Below are 18,603 nucleotides of genomic sequence, written 5' to 3'. Positions count from 1 at the left end.
CAAATATATTATAAAGATGAAACTTACTTTAAAAATTTGGCGTCAAAAAAACGCAACAACAAAGGGAGAATTAAAAACATATCCTATTGACGGAGTAGAGGGGGACATGTCTTTTTTAGAAATGCTTGACGTTCTTAACGAAGGCCTTATAAATAAAGGCGAAGAGCCAGTTGTTTTTGATCACGATTGCCGAGAGGGAATCTGTGGAAGTTGTTCATTGCAGATCAATGGAGAGCCTCACGGACCTGATAGATTGGTTACAACGTGCCAATTGCATATGCGTATGTTTAAAGATGGCGATACTATTGTTATAGAACCTTTCCGCGCTAAGGCATTTCCGGTAATAAAAGATTTGGTGGTAGACAGGAGCGCTTTTGATAGAATTCAGCAAGCTGGAGGTTATATTTCGGTTAATACTTCCGGAAATACTATTGATGCAAACACTATTCCCGTTAACAAACACGATGCAGATGAATCCTTTAATGCAGCAACATGTATTGGCTGTGGAGCTTGTGTGGCGGCGTGTAAAAATGCTAGTGCTATGTTGTTTACTTCAGCTAAAGTGAGCCAGTTTGCTTTGCTTCCACAGGGAAGAATTGAAGCAACGGAGCGTGTTTTAAATATGGTTGCACAAATGGACAAGGAAGGCTTCGGAAACTGTAGCAATACCGGTGCTTGCGAAATTGAATGCCCTAAAGGAATTTCTTTGGAAAACATTGCACGTATGAACCGTGAATATTTAGGAGCTAGTTTGAAGGGATAAAAAAATCTATATAAAAATGAAAAATCCTAAGTAGCTAATACTTAGGATTTTTTTATTGCCTAATTGAAAATTTTTCAGTGCTGAGTTGTAATGATTCTTCTTCTTTTATTAAATTTCGAAGTATAATTGTCAAAAATTTATCGGTATCATAGGGTTTCACAATAATATCATTCATCCCCGAAGCTTCAATTTTATTTCTCATTTCTTCAACTTCAATAGCAGTCAGTGCTAAAATTGGAATTACTTGGTTGAATTTTCTAATTTCTTTAGTAGTTTCAATTCCATCCTTGCCAGGCATATTGATGTCCATTAACACAAGATCAAAAGTATCAGTGCTTACTTTTTCAATGGCAATATCTCCGTTCTCAGCAATATCACAAATTATCCCGTGATTTTCCAGTATTTTCTTCGTAACAATTTGATTGATTCGGTTATCATCCACTACAAGTATTTTTTTACCATTTAAGATGCTGTTATCATCCATTATTTTGTCTTGAAGTAAATGCTTCAAGATTTGAAAACTTAACGTAAAACTAAAAGTAGATCCTTTACCGGGTTTACTTTTTAGCTTGATGGAAGAGTTTGAAGCTTCCAGTAGTTTTTTCACGATGGTAAGGCCAAGACCTGTTCCTTGTATTTTGAAATCGTCTGAATCTACTTGCTGAAATTCTTCAAAAATGGCTTTCTGTTTTTCCTTTGGAATACCAATACCTTTATCTTTAATACTGAAATTTATAGTTACTTCATTTTCTGAAATTGATTCTTCTTGAGCTGAAATATAGATATTTCCATTTGTAGTAAATTTTATGGCGTTGCCCACTAAATTCATTAGTATTTGCGAAAGTCGCACGCGGTCACCGATAATTGTATGTGGTATATTTTCTGAAATATCTACGTGTAATTTATTTTTATTTTGAACCAAAGCATATTGAAAAGACGAAACTATAGATTGGACCAAATCTTTTAAATCAAATGGCGCTTTCATTTCCTCAAGCGTATTCGATTCTAGTTTGCTTATTTGAAGTACATCATTTATAAGGGCCAAAAGATAGTCTGCCGAAAATTTTAGATTCTTTAAATCTGTTTGATGATTTTTGAGAGATTCGTCTTCCAATAGCACAGAACTTAAACCAATAACACCATAAAGCGGAGTTCGCAATTCGTGGCTAACAGTTGAAAAGAACTTGCTTTTTGCCATAGCTAACTTTTCTGATTTCTGTTTTGCTTTTAAATATTGCTGATTTTTTTCTTTTAGTGTATTGGTCAATACTTTTCTTCCTTTGTGTGATACATAAAGGATTATAAGGAATAATCCCATCAAAAGGGCTGCGCCAATAAAAAAATAAAGTAGAATGTTGCTTAATAAAGCCTTTTCTGAAAATAATTTTTTTTCTAGTTCAGCTTGGTGGGCCTGTTTTTTATATTCGTTTACACTAAATTGTGCAGCTGCGTTCTGAATGGCCATCAGGCGTTCTTTTTCAAATTGCACCGCAGAGAGACTATCAAATTTTTTCCGCACCAAAAAAGCCTCTTTAAAATCACCGGTGTCAAAAAGAGCGGTACTGTATTCTTTGTATGCTTCAATTAAATTGTCATCAATGTAATTTCCTTTTTCCCCAAAAGAGATAGCCTCTTTAAAGTTTGCAATTGCTTCTTTAGGTTTGTTTAAATGAAGGTTCAATTTACCTTGAAGTAAATTCATTTCGGTTGTTAAACCTTTAAACTCCATAGCTTTTATTCCTTGCTCTGCTTTGCTGAAATAAAGCAGGGCTTTTTTTTGGTCGCCTTGATTAAGATATGATTCGGACAGGTTATAATATACCATGGCGGCTTCCAAAGTATCTTTTCTTTTTAACGAAAGGGGGAGTGCTTTTTTAAAAAAAGGAAGCGCGGAATCATGCTTTTTTTCGGCCAAATAAAGAGCTCCCATAAAATTATAGGCACGCGCCATTAAAAATTCATCCTTAGATTTTTCTGCAAAATTTAAATAATCCTTTGCATACCCATGAGCATTCTTAAAGTCTTTCAGATATAAAAAGGAAGCGCCCATCATATATCTGGAATAAAAGGCAGCATTATTATCTCCTATACGTTCGGCAAATTTTATATTGTCAATGGAGGTAAATATTACAGAGTCATATTTACCTTCAAAAAGCATATAATCTGTTCGGTCCTGCAATGCCTTTAAAGAGTCCTTAAGCGCAGCAAACTCTTGCTCGTTTTGAATTGAAATAGTGTCTTGGCTATTTTGCGCAAATCCTATTAGGGGAATAAAGAGTATTACGAAGCGTAGATATTTCAACATTCAGAAAAATTCAAAATGGGTTTTTTAAAGAGTACTAAAATAACATATTATAATGAAATTCAAGCGCTAAACCATTTTCCTTAGTTTTAAGGATTTAATATACATCAAATTTAGAAAAACTAATAAGTTATATCTCGGTTAAAGAAATAAAGTCTTCAAATACTTGCAATAAAAAATTATCTTTAAATATTAAATCACAAACCATGAAGTACTTAATTTTCATCTTTAGTTTTTTTTTAGTTTCATCTATTAATGCGCAAACAATGAAACCCAATGATCCTTTAGCACATACTTTTTCAATAGTGGCACGTGATAGCAAAACGGGGGAGATGGCCGTAGCAGTCCAAAGCCATTGGTTTAGTGTTGGCACTGGTGTTTCTTGGGGTGAAGCTGGTGTGGGCGTAGTTGCAACCCAATCATTTACTAACAAATCATTCGGTATTCGCGGTCTGGAATTGCTGAAAGATGGAAAAACACCTCAAGAGGCTCTGGACATTTTGTTGAGCGATGACGAAGGTAGAGATTTTCGGCAAGTGGCCATTTTGGACAAACAAGGCAGAGTTGCAACACATACAGGTAAAAGCTGTATTGATTTTGCGGGTCACGCTAACAGCGAGAATTTTTCAGTACAGGCAAATATGATGCTGAATGAAAAAGTAGTGCCGGCAATGGAAAAAGCTTGGCGAGAACACGCCGAAATGCCATTAGCGGAAAGAATGGTGGCTGTTTTACAAGCTGCGCAAAATGCTGGAGGTGACATTCGCGGAAAACAATCTGCGGCATTGCTCATTTTTGCACCCGAAGCTACCAAGGAGCCGTGGAATGACAAGCTTTTAGATTTACGCGTCGATGATTCAGAAAACCCTGTTAAGGAAATTGATAGACTTTTAAAAGTGTTTCGCGCTTACGAACATATGAACCAAGGCGATCTATATGTTGAAAAGAATGAAATGAAAAGAGCCATGGACGAATACAATGCTGCAATGAAGATGTTTCCAGAAAACTTGGAAATGCAGTATTGGACCGCAATAACTTTAGCAAATGATAAACAGATAGAACGCGGTGCTGAAATGCTTCAGGAAATTTATAAAAAGGATGAAAATTGGAGGGAGCTTACAAGGCGTTTGCCGAAAGTGGGCTTACTGAATGTTTCTGAAAAAGATTTAAAAGAATTAATCAAGTAAGGTTTAACACCTTTTCATTCAATATATATTTATTTAAAACGTTTTCAGATATGTCAGTTTAGATTTATGCGAAAACAATTTATCTTTTTACTCTTAGTATGCCTTAGTTTTAGTGCAATTGCGCAAATAGGTGCTATAATTGGGAATGACAATCGTCAAAATGGCCATGTTTCTAAAAAAGGAAAAACACCCTTTTCTACCACAAAACTTGCTTTTGCAATTACAAAAGACGCGACTTCCGACAAGGATAAAGTTTTTGCAATCTATAAATGGATAGCTTCCAATATTTCTTATGATAACGAGTTACGACTAAGTGCAGAGCTTCAAAAGGAATTTTATACTTCCGAAGAAAATGTAACCAAAAAAGTTTTAGAGCGGAAAATGGCGCTTTGCGGTGGTTTTGCTTTTCTTTTCAAAAGTCTCTGTGAAAATGTTGGCGTTCCTACAGAAGTGATCCATGGTTTCACAAAAGATTATTCGGGAAAAATTCAAAAAAGCAAAATACCGAACCATACTTGGAATGCTGTAAAATTAAATGGGAAATGGAAATTGCTTGATATTACTTGGGCAATAAGCTATGGCAGCAACAATAAGGCAGATGATTTCTGGTTCTTAACGAAACCTGCCGATTTTATTCTTTCCCATTTTCCGGAAGACCGGAAATGGACATTATTAGGGAATCCTATTTCGTTTTCAGAATTTCAAAAACATTCTGTAAAATAAAAAACCTCCACATTTCTGTGAAGGTTTTTTATTTTATCAAACAAGGTTGATACTATGCCTCAGCGTTTGGAACGATAGAAACGTAGCTCTTGTTATCTTTCTTTTTGGTAAATTTAACCAAACCATCCACTTGTGCGTGCAAGGTGTGATCTTTACCACCATATACGTTTTCACCTGGGTGATGCGTATATCCTCTTTGTCTTACGATGATATTTCCAGCAATGGCAGCTTGTCCACCAAAAATCTTAACGCCTAGACGTTTCGATTCTGATTCGCGACCGTTTTTGGAACTACCAACTCCTTTTTTGTGAGCCATGGTTTATACTTTTTAATTAATGATTTCGATTATTTGTTTTTAAGCAATTCTTTAGCTTGCTTAACCCACTCTTCAGATTCAATCTTATCGCGAGTAATACCGTCGATAGCTGAAAGCTCTTCGCGGTCTGCAGCTTTAAGTTTGCTTATTTGCTCCCAAGTGTAGATACCAACTTCGTTAAGTCTAGTTTCATACGCTGGGCCAATACCGTTGATGAGTTTTAAATCATCAGCGTCAGCTTTGGAAGCAGTACCAATACTGTGAAGCACTTTATCGATGTTCATTTCGATATTAGCGTCTTCAGCTCTATGCTCTGCACGTGTTACAAGATTTTCGCTTACTTCAACTTCTTTTTTAGCTTTTGCTTTTGGCTCGGCTTTTTTAGTTTCAACTTTAGCGGCTGGCTTGGTTTCTTTTTTTGGTTCAGCTTTTTTAGCTTCTTCCTTTTTTGCAGGTGTAGCTCCTGAAGCTACAATGCTTTCGATTATGATTTCAGAAAGATACTGACGGTGACCGTTTTTCTTGCGGAAACCTTTTCTTCTTTTCTTTTTGAATACAATAACCTTGTCACCTTTTAGGTGTTTTACGACTTTAGCTCCTATTTGAGCTCCGTCTATAGCTGGGGCGCCAATGGTAATATTGTCTCCGTCACCAATAAGAAGTACATTGTCAAAAGACACTGTTTTACCTTCTTCTACTGGCAAACGATTAACAAAAACCTTTTGGTCTTTTGCAACTTTTACTTGCTGCCCTGCTATCTCTACAATTGCGTACATAGCGAATCGTTTATAAATTAGTTAAACAAAATGCTTTCACCGTCCGGCAAAAGCGGGTGCAAATATAATTTTTAAAAAGGAAACAACAAAGTGTTTTTTAGTTAATTTACAGGGTGTTCCTGTTTCCATCTTGTGTGTTCCAAGATTTTTTGAGAAGTTGCATAAAAGAAAGCGTTAAAACCATGGTAGTTGCAAAGCCCATAATTAATATTGAAATTAAAAGCATAAGAGTTCCCGCATCATATTCAACGTTCCATCTTTCCATAATTGCATCAGAAAATTCTGCATCTATTTGGTACATATAGATAGCCATAAAAAGAGTGAAGATTATGGATGCAATTCCACCGGAGAAGAGGCCTACCTGAAAACCCTTTTCATATTTGAACTTGTTTTTTCGTGAAGCATAATTTTTCATTGCCATGTAAATTCCGAAACCGAAAATCAATCCATTAACTGAACTTAATACTGGATATTGATGTAATCCAACCAATTTTAATAGAAGAAAATATGCAATTAAAATTACTGCAATCCCAATACCGTAACGCGAATATACTTTGAACATAATAGTTAGTTTTTTCAGTCAAAAGTTACAAAAACTTGCTGAACCATTTGTGAATGGTTTGTTAACTTTTTTGAAAGAATGTTGAAAAAACTCTATTCCCAAGTAATCGTTTCCATTAATTTACGGATATCTTCTCGAAGATAAACAACGGCAGGATAGATAGAATCGAAGTTTGGTTTGGCGTCAAAATACAAAGCACCGTTCAGAAAATGATTGATGCTATCAGTAACATAAAACTCCGCTTGGGTAGCTGCGTTTCCATTTATCATATAGAACATTCCATAAACGTTCTTATCTGGGTTCACAAAAGGTTGTTCAGGAATACTATTGGCTTTAATGGTATGGTCGTAAGCCAATTTTTGTGCATCTTGCAATAAAGAATCTAGATTATTATTCCGAATATCTTGATATGTCAAATACAAAGTGGCCTTCATATTTGGATAATATATATTAGTGCCACAACGTTTCTTTTTAACCATTGTGGCGTTATCGTTCATCGAAAAGTTATAGGGACAATCCGTTTCTACGGTACGGTATTCAGGTTTCGGGTATTCCAAACGAAGCATGGCCGAAGGCTTTACCAAAACATCATCTTCGCAGGAAGCAAGGATAAAAATGCTTGAAAGCAAAAGGTAGATTAGACTATTTATTTTCAATAGTAAGTTTTATTTGTTTGATGCGCTTGCCCTCAAACGCTTCAATGGTAAACGCATAATTGTGATAGGATATTACCTCATTCTTTTTTGGAAACCCTTTTGAAATCTCTAAAAGAAACCCAGCCAAGGTTTCTGCCTCACCTTTTTCATCTTCAAAAAGCTCTGGATCTTCGGGTTTTATTACTTTATAAAAATCTTTTAACGGTGTTTTTCCTTCGAACACAAAGGTGTTATCGTCCAATTTTGAAAAGATTAAATCTTCATCGTCAAACTCATCGCTAATTTCGCCCACAATTTCTTCAATAATATCTTCCAAAGAAATTAAACCGCTCGTGCCTCCATATTCATCAACAACAATGGCGAGGTGCATTTTCATTTCCTTAAATTCATTGAGTAAATCGTCTAATTTTTTGTTTTCAGGAACAAAATAGACTTCACGTTTCAGCGTCTTCCAATCAAGTATTTTCCGGTCTGTGTATGGAATCAGATCCTTAACATAAAGAATTCCTGTAATATTATCCATACTATCTTTGTAAACAGGAATTCGTGAATAGCCTTTCTGAATTATTTCTGGTAGAATTTCCTTGAATGGTTGATCTTCATTTAACGCAAAAATATCCATTCGGTTTTTCATAACTTGTTTGGTGTCAGTATTTCCGAAGGTAACAATGCCCTGCAGAATTCTCTGCTCCTCGTATGTTGTGTCTTTATTAGAAAGCTCTAAAGCTTGCGAAAGATGGTCAACGCTTATGTTGGATCTTTGCTTTCCATAACGTGCGTGCAAATAAAGTGTGGCAGAACGCATTGGTAGACTGATTGGTGATAGTAATGTATCTAAAACATTGAGCGGCTGAGCCATAAAAACAGCAAACGAAATGCGATTTCGGTTTGCATATACTTTTGGAAGAATTTCACCAAAAAGCAAAATGAAGAAAGTTACCACGCCCACTTCAACAATAAAACGAATGTCAATTCCAAAGAAATTGGACTCAATGCCCGAAAAAAGTGCATCGCTCAAAGAGTCAAAGATTAGCACGATAGCAATATTTATAAAATTATTGGCTACCAATATAGTGGCCAATAATTTTTTGGGTCTTGCCAGCAATCGCTGTACAATTCCCAGCTTTTTGGCGATAGCCTTTTCTTCATTGGTTTCAAAATCTGAAGGCGTCAAAGAAAAGAACGCAACTTCAGCCCCAGAAATAAGGGCCGAACAGGCTAATAAAACAAATAGTAAAACACCGCTTGTTATTTGGGTAAAGTCCAAAACGGCAAAAAAGAATAAACCAGGGGGCTCCGTGTCCAAGTTATTGGTTTTAGTTAAACGTTAAAAAGGAAGGTCGTCCTCTTCTTCAGAAACTGAATTGTTATTTTGAGGTGCCGATGAAGGCTGTGGTTTTTGAGCATTTTGCCCTGAACCATTATTAACAGAATTATTGCTATCACCCTTTGGTGTCAAGAAAGTGAAATCTGTGCAGTGTATTTCTGTGCTATATCTGTCCAAACCTTTATCATCTTGCCATTTGCGAGTTTTAAGTCGGCCTTCAATATAGACCATGTCACCCTTTTTTAAATATTTTTCGCAAATCTCTGCGGCTTTATTTCGTACAACAATATTGTGCCACTCTGTATTGGTTACACGCTCGTTAGTTGTTTTGTTTGTATAGGTTTCGTTAGTAGCAAGTGGGAAACGGCCCAAGCTGTTTCCGCCCTCAAAATAATGCATTTTCACATCATCACCGGTATGTCCAATCAACATTACTTTGTTCAATGTTCCACTCATAATCGTTTCTTTTTCAATTTGTGCAAAGGTAGATTTTGCGTTTTAAATATAAGTATTTTTTAAATTTTTATATGAAATGATTTCGTGCGTTACTATTAAAGTAAGGAAAATCAATAATTTTCAAAAAATTCTGAAACAAAATCCGCAATCAAAACAGGTACTGCATAATTGGCAATTTCTGAAACAGGAACAGTGCTTTCAGCTTCTCCCGCAGTTTCAACAATCCAAAAACGTGTATGTAGATGTTGATGTGAAAGTTTGTGTATTAATTTCTTTTCATTAAAAAGCGAAATCTTTTCAATGTTCAAATTTTTGGAGAAATTATCAAACTGTTCAAGTTTTAGTAAGCTTGAAAGATTTATTTCCTCTGCAGTTTCAATTAGCGGAAATTCGTATAGCTTCTGCCAAATTCCTTTTCCAGTTCGCTGTTGCAGGATTGTTTGCTCATTTTCGGAAATGATAACCAAATAGTTGAAATATCTTTTTTTAACGGGCTTCGCTTTTATTTTCACAGGAAGGTCCGCAACTTTTTTCTGTTGAAAAGCCACGCAACTATCATTGAAAATACAGTTTTCACAATCAGGGCTTTGCGGAACGCAGAAACGCGCGCCAAACTCCATAATAGCTTGGTTAAAAGTACCTGGTTGTTCTTTATCTATTAGCTGTTGCGCAAGTTGTTTAAATTCTTTTTGGCCAGCGGTTATATTAATAGGAGTAGAAATTCCAAAAAAGCGAGAGAGCACCCGATACACGTTTCCGTCAACTACGGCTTCGGGCTTATTGAAAGAAATGCTTGCGATGGCACTGGCTGTATAATCGCCCACGCCTTTAAGTTTCAATAGATCTTTATAGTTGTTTGGGAATATGCCGTTCATTTCTTCTGAAACCATTTTTGCAGAGGCGTGCAAGTTTCGGGCGCGGGAATAATAGCCCAAACCTTGCCAAAGTTTTAAAACTTCATCTTCGGGGGCGTTAGCCAAATCCTCAACTTTTGGATAGGCTTCCGTAAACTTTAAATAGTAGGGCAAACCTTGCGAAACTCTGGTTTGTTGAAGCATGATTTCTGAAAGCCAAATGTTGTAAGGATTCACAGTATTTCGCCACGGCAAATCACGTTTGTTTTGTAAATACCACGAAATGAGTTTATTGGAAAAAGGAGGTGCTATTTTAGGCATTGAGTAAAATTAATCTATATACCTTTAAATTTTAAAGGATTAAGGTTTGAATTATTGATTTTAAAATATGTATATTTGCGGTCTCTAAAAAAAATCTAGTAAAAGAAAATTAATTAAAAATTAAAAGTAATGACGAAAGCAGATATCGTAGCGAAAATTTCAGAAAAATTAGGAATGGAAAAGAATGAAGTTCAAGCTACAGTTGAAACCTTTATGAATGAAGTGAAAAATTCATTAGAAGGTGGTGACAATGTTTATTTAAGAGGTTTTGGAAGCTTTATAATTAAAACAAGAGCTGAAAAAACTGGAAGAAATATTTCAAAAAACACAACTATTAAAATACCAGCCCACAATATTCCGGCTTTTAAACCTGCAAAAGTATTTGTTGAAGGTGTAAAAACCAACGTGGACGTTAAATAATAAGAATAATAACCCGTCCTTGAAGTAAATTCGGGACATTAATAAAAGACTTTAGTATGCCAAGTGGTAAAAAAAGAAAAAGACATAAGGTAGCGACTCACAAGCGCAAGAAAAGACGTCGCGCTAACCGCCACAAAAAGAAAAAGTAGTTTCTAAACTACTTTTTCTGTTTTAAAAGTATTTTGGAAATTTCGTCTTTTGGGGCCAATTTCCGAATAAAACAAACGAAAAAGCGTTCTTTGAAAATGAGATTGCAGCAGCCGGCTTTTGGTTTTGGTGTAGTTTCGCCGGATTTTATATAAAATCTGTAAAAAACATTGTTTAATTCGTCCCAATTTTATGTTGGGACAACAAAATTAATATACCGTGAACAACGAATTATTTATTAGATCCGGTTCACAAGAAGTTGATTTTGCCCTTTTGAAGGATGGAAAACTTATAGAACTTCACAAAGAAGAAGAAGGTAATAATTTTACGGTAGGCGACATATTTCTCGCCAAAATTCGTAAAACAGTACCTGGGCTTAATGCCGCATTTGTGAACGTTGGTTACGAGAAAGATGGTTTTTTACACTATCACGACCTCGGGCCAAAAGTGCTTTCACAATTAAAATTTGTTAAAAGCGTAAGTTCAGGTAAATTAAAAGATTATTCCTTAAATAATTTTCCATTTGAAAAAGAGATTGATAAGCATGGCAATTTAAATGATGCCTTAAAAAGCAATCAATCCATCTTGGTTCAAATTGTAAAAGAACCCATATCCACAAAAGGACCACGTATTAGTTCCGAGCTTTCTATAGCTGGAAGATATATAGTTTTGGTTCCCTTTTCCGATCGCGTTTCTGTTTCACAAAAAATAGAAAGCAACGAAGAAAAAGATAGGTTAAAACGCTTGATAACAAGTATTAAACCAAAAGGATTTGGCGTAATTATACGCACCGTAGCCGAGGGCAAAAAAGTAGCAGAACTGGACAAAGACTTACAAAATCTTATAGAGCGCTGGACAGCGATGTGTAAGAAGCTACAGGGAGCGCACCACCCTTCAAAAGTGCTGAGCGAGCTAAACAGGGGAGCCTCTATCATCCGTGATATGTTTAACGATTCATTTTCTGCAATACATATTGACGATGAGACCCTATACTTGCAAATAAAAGATTATGTGCAGGAAATTGCACCAAAAAAAGACAATATCGTAAAGTTCTATGATTCCAATGTTCCGATGTTTGAAAAATTCGGCATCGAGAGGCAGATTAAAACTTCCTTCGGAAAAACAGTATCAGGTAGCAAAGGAGCTTATTTGGTAATTGAACATACCGAAGCAATGCACGTAATAGACGTGAACAGCGGTAACCGAAGCAACAAGCAAAAAACACAAGAAGGCACCGCGCTGGAAGTGAATATGATTGCAGCTACTGAGGTGGCAAGACAGCTAAGGTTGCGCGATATGGGGGGAATTATTGTGATTGATTTTATTGATTTGGCTAATGCCAATCACCGTAAACAACTCTACAATCACCTTCGTGACGAAATGAAGGATGACAGAGCAAAGCACAAAATTCTACCACCAAGCAAATTTGGGTTAATACAAATAACCCGCCAACGTGTTAGGCCAGAGATGAACATCAAGACCCGTGAAGAAGATCCCAGCAATGTGATTGATGGGGAAATTGAAGCGCCTATCATTGTTATAAATAGGATAAATGAAGAGGTAAAACGCCTTTTCAAAAAAGATTATAAAAAGATTACTTTAAATACACATCCGTTTATAGCAGCCTTTTTAACAAAAGGTTTCCCAAGTGTGCGAACCAAATGGTTTTTGGAGCACAAAAAATGGGTAAAAATCCAACCTCGTGATGCGTATACGTATCTCGAATATCATTTCAACGACAAAGACGGTGAATTGATAAAATAATCAGAACCCCTTCAATTAATTTTGAAGGGGTTTTTTTGTTAGTTTTACTGTCAGTTCGAGCGCAGTCGAGAACTATTTTTATGAAAATTTCATTTAAACATAATGAACCTAAATTCCCATAAAACATACACAGTTGAAGAAGCCACCAAAAGAATGGAGCGTTATTGCGCCTACCAAGAGCGCTGCCATAAAGAAGTGCATCAAAAACTGTATGAAATGCGGATGATTCCTCTAGCGGTGGATCAAATAATCGATCATTTAATTCGGCACAATTTTTTAAATGAAACTCGTTTCTCACAAGCTTTTGCGCGTGGAAAATTTAGAGCGAAAAAGTGGGGAAGAAATAGGATTGTGAATGAATTAAAAATGCGTCAAATTTCAAAATTTAATATTAAAATTGCGTTAAAGGAAATCCCAGATTCAGAATATTACAAAACCTTTGAAGCTTTGGCTGAAAAGCGAATGCAGCAATTGGTTTCGGAAAAAAACCTTCAGAAAAAACGCAAGAAATTAGCAGATTATCTTTTTTATCGCGGGTGGGAACCTGAGTTGGTTTATGGGAAAGTTGGGGAAATTTCTAAGTAGTGATATTTTCAAATATAATTTATTTTTCCACCAAAGTCTTTGGCTAATAACCAATTGCAGATGAGTATTTTAAATAAATTTAATTTTGAAATTAAAGCGCTTTGTTAGTGCGAACAATAGCTTGTTTATTTTTCCAATCAATCCATTTTTGGCCTTTTAGTTTTCGCATCAATTGGTCATAATAGCGCATAACAGTTATATTATAAACTGCCTTTGCTAGATTTTTTGGGTTTCTGGCAATGGCTCGCAAACTCATAGAGAACCCTGGAGTTATGTACCGCATATAGTGCCAATAACCTTCAGGCATATATAAAACGTTGCCGTGTTCCAAATGTGCGATGTACCCTTTTGCTTTCTTCAGTGCAGGCCATTTTACGTAATCGGGATTGTGGAAATCTATGTCTTCCCGCGTAATTAAAGAATGTGGAATTTTGTATAAATAATCGTTTTGCTTTTGGTCAAAGAGGATTACCTCTTTTTTCCCCTCAAAGTGAAAGTGAAATATATTTGCCAAATCGATATCGTGATGCATAAAAGTATAAGAATCCTTTCCTCCGAAGAAAAGCATTGGTAAGCTTTTCATTAGTTTCAGTCCAAAATCTGGATAACTAAAATCGTTTTGAAGTTGTGGTACTTCTTTTAAAATATTCCAAAGAAAGATGCGGTATTTGGTGGGTTCCTTTTTTAAAAGTTCCACATAATCGCGCATTTTCATTTTCGCGTGAGGCTCATTAAAGCCATCTTTATGGCTCACTGGGCGGTTGTCATAGAGCGGAACCATTGTTTCTCCTGCAACATCGGCCATATAATCAAGGTTCCATTTTGTAAATGCAGGCCAATCCTCTACAAACCTTTCAATAACGACAGGTTTTTGGGGTTTAAAATAGTTTTTGAGAAAATCTTCTTTGGTAATGGTTTTTACCCTATCAATTTGCTGTAGCTGCATAGTTTTCATCAACTGACAAATTTACAAATCTCAATGTATTGGTTGGGTCAATGTTAATATAACTTTAAGGTTTTAAACAAAACAAAAAATCCCAAATTCCATAATTAGGAATTTGGGATGTGATTTTTTTAAATTTTAAATAGTTTAATCAGCCAGAACCATAACTCTGTTATTGTTGCACTCTACGGTTCCGCCAGAAATTTGCAGCACCCATTTTCCATCTTCTTGGGTGAATTTTTTTTGAAATCCTTCCGCAATGGTTGGGTTTCCTTTGAATTTCACTTTTCCTTCTTGCAAAACGGAAACAATAGGAGCGTGGTTATTCAACATTTGGAATTCTCCTTCCACGCCAGGAACTGTTATGCTTTCTACTTCTCCAGCAACTAAGGATGCTTCGGGGGTTACTATTTCTAAGTACATATATTAAGTATTGAGTATTGAGAAATTAATATTGAGTAAAATACTCAATACTAACTTCTAATTACTATTTTAAGATTCAGAAAGCATCTTCTCGCCTGCAGCAACTGCTTCTTCAATAGTTCCTTTAAGGTTGAAGGCTGCTTCTGGAAGATGATCCAATTCCCCATCCATAATCATATTGAAACCTTTGATGGTTTCTTTAATATCAACCAAAACTCCAGGAATACCTGTAAATTGTTCCGCTACGTGGAAAGGCTGTGAAAGGAAACGTTGTACACGACGTGCGCGACCTACGGCCAATTTATCTTCTTCGGAAAGTTCTTCCATTCCAAGAATGGCGATAATATCTTGTAATTCTTTATAACGTTGTAATAGCTCTTTTACATTTTGTGCACAACTGTAATGCTCTTTTCCAAGAATAGCTTCGGAAAGAATACGTGATGTTGAATCCAATGGATCCACTGCAGGATATATACCAAGCTCAGCAATTTTACGTGAAAGTACGGTTGTAGCATCCAAGTGGGCAAATGTTGTTGCCGGTGCTGGATCCGTAAGGTCATCCGCAGGTACGTAAACCGCCTGAACTGAAGTAATGGAACCTCTTTTTGTTGAAGTAATACGCTCTTGCATCGCACCCATCTCTGTTGCTAAAGTTGGTTGGTAACCCACCGCTGAAGGCATACGCCCAAGAAGTGCAGAAACCTCAGAACCCGCTTGTGTAAAACGGAAAATGTTATCTACGAAGAAAAGAACGTCTTTTCCTTGTCCTTCGCCAGCTCCATCACGGAAGTACTCAGCAATCGTCAAACCTGAAAGTGCAACACGTGCACGTGCTCCCGGTGGCTCGTTCATTTGCCCGAACACGAAAGTAGCTTTAGATTCTTTCAGCGCTTTTTTGTCAACCTTAGAAAGATCCCATCCGCCATTTTCCATAGAGTGCATAAAGTCATCACCGTATTTTATAATACCAGACTCAAGCATTTCACGAAGCAAGTCATTACCCTCACGAGTACGTTCACCTACACCAGCAAATACTGAAAGTCCACCGTGACCTTTAGCAATATTGTTAATCAACTCCTGAATAAGTACTGTTTTACCAACACCAGCACCTCCGAAAAGACCAATTTTACCACCTTTTGCATAAGGCTCAATAAGGTCAATTACTTTAATACCTGTGAAAAGAACTTCGGTAGAAGTTGAAAGATCTTCAAATTTTGGAGCATCGCGGTGAATTGGAAGACCAGCAGCACCAGCTTTTGGCAAGTTTCCAATACCGTCAATAGCATCACCAATTACGTTGAAAAGTCGGCCGTAAACATCATCGCCTATTGGCATTTGGATTGGCGCTCCGGTTGCAACTGCATCTACTCCGCGGCTTAAACCGTCAGTAGAATCCATTGATATGGTACGCACCATATTTTCACCAATGTGAGATTGAACCTCAAGAACCAAAAGGTTTCCGTGGTTGTTTACCTCCAATGAGTCATATATTTTTGGAAGTTCCGATCCGCTATCAAACGCAACGTCAACTACCGGGCCAATAATCTGTGCAACTTTTCCTATGCTTTGTGACATGAGTAACTGTTTATTTTATAGTTATCTAAGGGCGAAAAAACCACCCCTGTTTTGAACGGTGCAAAGATAGTTTTTTCTGAATGAAAATTGCAACCCCAATCTTTAAAAAAATGAAGATTTTTAGTAATTAGCCCAATAGATTTTTAAACGCTAGAAAGTCAAACAGAATCAAAGCTTTTCACACAGCCCGTGAACTTCTTTTGTGAAAAGTTCAATTATTTTTTTCTGATATGTATTTTCTTTGGAAATACTTCTTCCATCAATTTCAACAACAGGTGTAAGTTCGCCCATTGTTCCCGTTGCTAGAACACCATCTGCATTGTAGAATTGTGAAAGTGTGATGTCTGCTTCTGTAATTTCTATGTTATTTTTTTGGCACATTTCAATAACTGAATTTCGCGTTATACCAGGCAAACAAGCGTGCGCAAAAGGCGTAAAGACTTTTCCGTTTTTTACCATAAAAAGGTTGCTGCCGTTAAGTTCAGCTATAAAACCGCGATCGTCCAGCATTAAACCAGCGTCTTTTCCGGCAACGTTAGCCTGTATTTTTGCAATAATATTATTGAGCAAGTTGTTATGGTGGATTTTACTATCCAAAAATTGCGGTGAGTTGCGACGCTGGCTGGTGCTTATCACTTTTATTCCGTGGTTATTGTCGTAAACCAAAGGTTTCCATTCTGCCAAAACAATAAGGCAGGAACCACTTTGATTCAATCTTGGATCCATCCCGCTGGTAATTTTTTCACCGCGAGTCAACGTTAAACGGATGTGTGTATCATCAGTCATTCTATTGGCATCGAGGGTTTGCTTGATTGCTTTTTTTATGAATTCTTTAGAAGGGATATCAGCAAACATTAATGTTTTAGCAGATTCGTGCAAACGTGTTAAGTGTTTGTCTAAACAAACTACACCTTCAGGATAGACGCGTAACCCCTCCCAAACGGCGTCGCCACCTTGCACCGAGCTATCAAAAACCGAAACCTTTGCTTCGCTGCGCGGATATAGTTTATCTTTTATAAATACTTGAATATTATCGTTTTTGGGGTTAGATTTTTGAAGCATATCAATCGTTGGTTAAAATATTGTTTTTTAAAGTTTCATAATAAGGCAGAGCTTCATCCAGTAAAGGTTCCAAATGTTTGGGCAAAGGCTGTGAGCTGCTTTTTTGAATTGCAAACCTTTCACTATTATGCACATTCCCATACCAATGTTTTGCCCAAATGCCATCTTCCAAAATACCGCCTTTTTCCCAATGGAGCATTGCTGTTGAAAAGGGGATCTTCAGTAAATCGCAAAGTTTTTTTAAATAGGTTTTAGGATTTTTTAAAAGTTCATCGCTATCAATCACGATTGGGGTTTTTCCGTTTTTCTTCAGAAATAAAAAAAGTTCTGAAGCTTTTTTGATACCAATGTCCGCTAAAGTTGGTGTGTGGATTACTTTTGAAAAGGATGCAATCAACTTTTTAGGGTGCCTAATCAGAATTACATTTTCCCAATTCAAAATAAAAGAAGGAGTTTCGGATAAATAATGATGAGCCATTCCTTTCACGAAAACATTTTTCTTTTCTGAAAGTAAATTTATGTCTTCAACCACTTTTTCTTCCTTCAATTCCATGGTTTGTAGGATTTCCTTTTGTGAAGGATGCTCGTTTTCTATTAAAGCATTTTGAAGGTAATAGCCGTAAAAAGGCTCGTCCAAAACCGTAATGTCTTCGCGCTGCGCAAAGGAATACATTAAGGCCGTGGAAAGATTTCGAGGACCAGAAATAAGGTTGATGACTTTCATTTGAATAAATGTATCAATTTATTTGGAAACAGGACTTAGGAATCAAGAATCAAGTTATAAATGACTCGTGGGTTTTTAAATTACGAAGGTAATCACCAAGATAAAGAGTGTTTAAGAAATTGATTCCTATTTACTTTTCAAATAGACTTCCATATAATTTACGGTGGTAAGATATTCGTTTCGCAAATAATCCAGATGTTTTAGTATCTGTTTATGTGCGGGATCGTCTTCTTTTAAGTTGTCGTTGAAATTGTCGTCGCTTACTGTTAGCGCGATATACCACGACCCGTTTCGTGAGGTGTACATGTTTTCAAAAATAGGGTCGTTGCCTTTGCTTTCACTGGCTATATCTACTGCAATTGGCACTAAGTTGACTGTTTTGGTATTTCGTTCAACTTCATAAAATGTGAGGTAATATTTTTTCTGATTTATCGTAATCGGAACATTTCCTCCCCCAATATCATAGTCAATGTCGAATTTTGCATTAATGTAAGTATAAAACTCGTTTGCATCTTTTGGGTCCTCAAAAACATATACATATTGCTTAGGAAGTTGTTTTTTGAATTTTTTCCCCTTGTAGATTTTTGCACCGTCAATGTTTGGAGCAATTTGTAACGGAATGCATGAAAACGCACAAAAACTCAACAGTATTAAAAGAATACTTTTTAAGGAATGTGAAACTAGCTTTTGAAATCTCAATATTCTAAGACTTGAAAC

The 18,603-nt window shown here is 36.3% G+C and carries 20 protein-coding genes; 6 read left to right on the top strand and 14 right to left on the bottom strand.

Annotated elements, in window-relative coordinates:
* The first annotated feature begins 16 nt into the window (after window positions 1-16).
* Window positions 17-763: a succinate dehydrogenase/fumarate reductase iron-sulfur subunit gene (locus AEQU1_RS01180; RefSeq protein WP_111878130.1), complete on the top strand. Its 747-nt coding sequence runs from the start codon at window positions 17-19 to the stop codon at window positions 761-763.
* Between the two features lie 52 nt (window positions 764-815).
* Here AEQU1_RS01180 and AEQU1_RS01175 read toward each other — a convergent pair whose 3' ends face one another.
* Window positions 816-3,068: an ATP-binding protein gene (locus AEQU1_RS01175; RefSeq protein ID WP_111878129.1), complete on the bottom strand. Its 2,253-nt coding sequence runs from the start codon at window positions 3,066-3,068 to the stop codon at window positions 816-818.
* A gap of 203 nt (window positions 3,069-3,271) precedes the next feature.
* Here AEQU1_RS01175 and AEQU1_RS01170 point away from each other — a divergent pair, with 203 nt between their 5' ends.
* Both AEQU1_RS01170 and AEQU1_RS01165 read left to right on the top strand, forming a co-directional pair.
* Window positions 3,272-4,252 (top strand): DUF1028 domain-containing protein, encoded by a 981-nt coding sequence (locus tag AEQU1_RS01170; protein ID WP_111878127.1) that lies wholly within the window; start codon window positions 3,272-3,274, stop codon window positions 4,250-4,252.
* Window positions 4,253-4,318: 66 nt separating this feature from the next.
* Window positions 4,319-4,975 carry a transglutaminase domain-containing protein gene (locus AEQU1_RS01165; RefSeq protein WP_111878125.1) on the top strand — a complete coding sequence of 219 codons (657 nt, stop codon included), beginning with the start codon at window positions 4,319-4,321 and terminating at the stop codon, window positions 4,973-4,975.
* Between the two features lie 52 nt (window positions 4,976-5,027).
* On the opposite strand, the gene rpmA is transcribed toward AEQU1_RS01165, so the two are convergent.
* The 7 genes from rpmA to mutY form a co-directional block, all read right to left on the bottom strand.
* A complete protein-coding gene (gene rpmA, locus AEQU1_RS01160) occupies window positions 5,028-5,291 on the bottom strand; it encodes a 50S ribosomal protein L27 (RefSeq protein WP_111878123.1) in 264 nt (87 codons plus the stop codon).
* 29 nt (window positions 5,292-5,320) lie between these two features.
* On the bottom strand, window positions 5,321-6,067 hold the full coding sequence (rplU, locus tag AEQU1_RS01155) for a 50S ribosomal protein L21 (RefSeq protein ID WP_111878122.1): 747 nt from the start codon (window positions 6,065-6,067) through the stop codon (window positions 5,321-5,323).
* Between the two features lie 106 nt (window positions 6,068-6,173).
* On the bottom strand, window positions 6,174-6,629 hold the full coding sequence (locus tag AEQU1_RS01150) for a DUF4199 domain-containing protein (protein WP_111878120.1): 456 nt from the start codon (window positions 6,627-6,629) through the stop codon (window positions 6,174-6,176).
* A gap of 92 nt (window positions 6,630-6,721) precedes the next feature.
* Window positions 6,722-7,285, bottom strand: a complete 564-nt coding sequence (gene gldD, locus AEQU1_RS01145; protein ID WP_111878119.1) for a gliding motility lipoprotein GldD — start codon at window positions 7,283-7,285, stop codon at window positions 6,722-6,724.
* A complete protein-coding gene (locus AEQU1_RS01140) occupies window positions 7,272-8,591 on the bottom strand; it encodes a gliding motility-associated protein GldE (protein ID WP_111878117.1) in 1,320 nt (439 codons plus the stop codon). Before AEQU1_RS01140 ends, gldD begins: the two co-directional genes overlap by 14 nt.
* 21 nt (window positions 8,592-8,612) lie before the next feature.
* Window positions 8,613-9,068, bottom strand: coding sequence for a single-stranded DNA-binding protein (locus AEQU1_RS01135; RefSeq protein WP_111878115.1), 456 nt, complete (start codon window positions 9,066-9,068; stop codon window positions 8,613-8,615).
* A 110-nt stretch (window positions 9,069-9,178) separates the two neighbouring features.
* Window positions 9,179-10,243, bottom strand: coding sequence for an A/G-specific adenine glycosylase (mutY, locus tag AEQU1_RS01130; RefSeq protein WP_111878114.1), 1,065 nt, complete (start codon window positions 10,241-10,243; stop codon window positions 9,179-9,181).
* Between the two features lie 129 nt (window positions 10,244-10,372).
* On the opposite strand from mutY, the gene AEQU1_RS01125 reads away from it, so the two are divergent.
* From AEQU1_RS01125 to AEQU1_RS01115, 3 genes are all read left to right on the top strand, one after another.
* A complete protein-coding gene (locus tag AEQU1_RS01125; protein WP_111878112.1) occupies window positions 10,373-10,663 on the top strand; it encodes an HU family DNA-binding protein in 291 nt (96 codons plus the stop codon).
* A gap of 366 nt (window positions 10,664-11,029) precedes the next feature.
* Window positions 11,030-12,574, top strand: coding sequence for an Rne/Rng family ribonuclease (locus AEQU1_RS01120; RefSeq protein ID WP_111878111.1), 1,545 nt, complete (start codon window positions 11,030-11,032; stop codon window positions 12,572-12,574).
* A gap of 102 nt (window positions 12,575-12,676) precedes the next feature.
* A complete protein-coding gene (locus AEQU1_RS01115) occupies window positions 12,677-13,159 on the top strand; it encodes a regulatory protein RecX (protein ID WP_111878109.1) in 483 nt (160 codons plus the stop codon).
* Between the two features lie 91 nt (window positions 13,160-13,250).
* Here the strand turns inward: AEQU1_RS01115 and AEQU1_RS01110 are convergent, their stop codons facing one another.
* The 6 genes from AEQU1_RS01110 to AEQU1_RS01085 all read right to left on the bottom strand — a co-directional run bounded on the left by AEQU1_RS01110 (window position 13,251) and on the right by AEQU1_RS01085 (window position 18,585).
* The gene (locus AEQU1_RS01110) at window positions 13,251-14,105 is read right to left on the bottom strand and encodes a cupin-like domain-containing protein (protein WP_408730891.1); all 855 of its coding nucleotides are present in this window, start codon (window positions 14,103-14,105) and stop codon (window positions 13,251-13,253) included.
* A 144-nt stretch (window positions 14,106-14,249) separates the two neighbouring features.
* Window positions 14,250-14,525 carry a F0F1 ATP synthase subunit epsilon gene (locus tag AEQU1_RS01105; RefSeq protein ID WP_068762573.1) on the bottom strand — a complete coding sequence of 92 codons (276 nt, stop codon included), beginning with the start codon at window positions 14,523-14,525 and terminating at the stop codon, window positions 14,250-14,252.
* A 69-nt stretch (window positions 14,526-14,594) separates the two neighbouring features.
* Window positions 14,595-16,100: a F0F1 ATP synthase subunit beta gene (gene atpD, locus AEQU1_RS01100; RefSeq protein ID WP_111878105.1), complete on the bottom strand. Its 1,506-nt coding sequence runs from the start codon at window positions 16,098-16,100 to the stop codon at window positions 14,595-14,597.
* 168 nt (window positions 16,101-16,268) lie between these two features.
* On the bottom strand, window positions 16,269-17,162 hold the full coding sequence (locus AEQU1_RS01095) for an aminotransferase class IV (RefSeq protein ID WP_111878103.1): 894 nt from the start codon (window positions 17,160-17,162) through the stop codon (window positions 16,269-16,271).
* 1 nt (window position 17,163) lies between these two features.
* Complete coding sequence (locus AEQU1_RS01090; RefSeq protein ID WP_111878102.1) at window positions 17,164-17,886, bottom strand: hypothetical protein; 723 nt, start codon at window positions 17,884-17,886, stop codon at window positions 17,164-17,166.
* Between the two features lie 126 nt (window positions 17,887-18,012).
* Window positions 18,013-18,585 (bottom strand): hypothetical protein, encoded by a 573-nt coding sequence (locus tag AEQU1_RS01085; protein WP_146743696.1) that lies wholly within the window; start codon window positions 18,583-18,585, stop codon window positions 18,013-18,015.
* Window positions 18,586-18,603 lie beyond the last annotated feature (18 nt).

Origin of the sequence: Aequorivita sp. CIP111184 (genome assembly GCF_900489465.1) — a bacterium.
Lineage (GTDB): Bacteria > Bacteroidota > Bacteroidia > Flavobacteriales > Flavobacteriaceae > Aequorivita.
Note: the sequence above shows the minus strand (reverse complement) of the source record. Positions and strands in the feature narration are given on the sequence as shown.

Excerpts from the sequence above, each read along its gene's own strand:
- AEQU1_RS01180 (WP_111878130.1), top strand. The coding sequence starts at position 17 with ATGAAACTTACTTTAAAAATTTGGCGTCAAAAAAACGCAACAACAAAG.
- AEQU1_RS01175 (WP_111878129.1), bottom strand. The coding sequence starts at position 3,068 with ATGTTGAAATATCTACGCTTCGTAATACTCTTTATTCCCCTAATAGGA.
- AEQU1_RS01170 (WP_111878127.1), top strand. The coding sequence starts at position 3,272 with ATGAAGTACTTAATTTTCATCTTTAGTTTTTTTTTAGTTTCATCTATT.
- AEQU1_RS01165 (WP_111878125.1), top strand. The coding sequence starts at position 4,319 with ATGCGAAAACAATTTATCTTTTTACTCTTAGTATGCCTTAGTTTTAGT.
- rpmA (WP_111878123.1), bottom strand. The coding sequence starts at position 5,291 with ATGGCTCACAAAAAAGGAGTTGGTAGTTCCAAAAACGGTCGCGAATCA.
- rplU (WP_111878122.1), bottom strand. The coding sequence starts at position 6,067 with ATGTACGCAATTGTAGAGATAGCAGGGCAGCAAGTAAAAGTTGCAAAA.
- AEQU1_RS01150 (WP_111878120.1), bottom strand. The coding sequence starts at position 6,629 with ATGTTCAAAGTATATTCGCGTTACGGTATTGGGATTGCAGTAATTTTA.
- AEQU1_RS01135 (WP_111878115.1), bottom strand. The coding sequence starts at position 9,068 with ATGAGTGGAACATTGAACAAAGTAATGTTGATTGGACATACCGGTGAT.
- mutY (WP_111878114.1), bottom strand. The coding sequence starts at position 10,243 with ATGCCTAAAATAGCACCTCCTTTTTCCAATAAACTCATTTCGTGGTAT.
- AEQU1_RS01125 (WP_111878112.1), top strand. The coding sequence starts at position 10,373 with ATGACGAAAGCAGATATCGTAGCGAAAATTTCAGAAAAATTAGGAATG.
- AEQU1_RS01115 (WP_111878109.1), top strand. The coding sequence starts at position 12,677 with ATGAACCTAAATTCCCATAAAACATACACAGTTGAAGAAGCCACCAAA.
- AEQU1_RS01110 (WP_408730891.1), bottom strand. The coding sequence starts at position 14,105 with ATGCAGCTACAGCAAATTGATAGGGTAAAAACCATTACCAAAGAAGAT.
- AEQU1_RS01105 (WP_068762573.1), bottom strand. The coding sequence starts at position 14,525 with ATGTACTTAGAAATAGTAACCCCCGAAGCATCCTTAGTTGCTGGAGAA.
- atpD (WP_111878105.1), bottom strand. The coding sequence starts at position 16,100 with ATGTCACAAAGCATAGGAAAAGTTGCACAGATTATTGGCCCGGTAGTT.
- AEQU1_RS01095 (WP_111878103.1), bottom strand. The coding sequence starts at position 17,162 with ATGCTTCAAAAATCTAACCCCAAAAACGATAATATTCAAGTATTTATA.
- AEQU1_RS01090 (WP_111878102.1), bottom strand. The coding sequence starts at position 17,886 with ATGAAAGTCATCAACCTTATTTCTGGTCCTCGAAATCTTTCCACGGCC.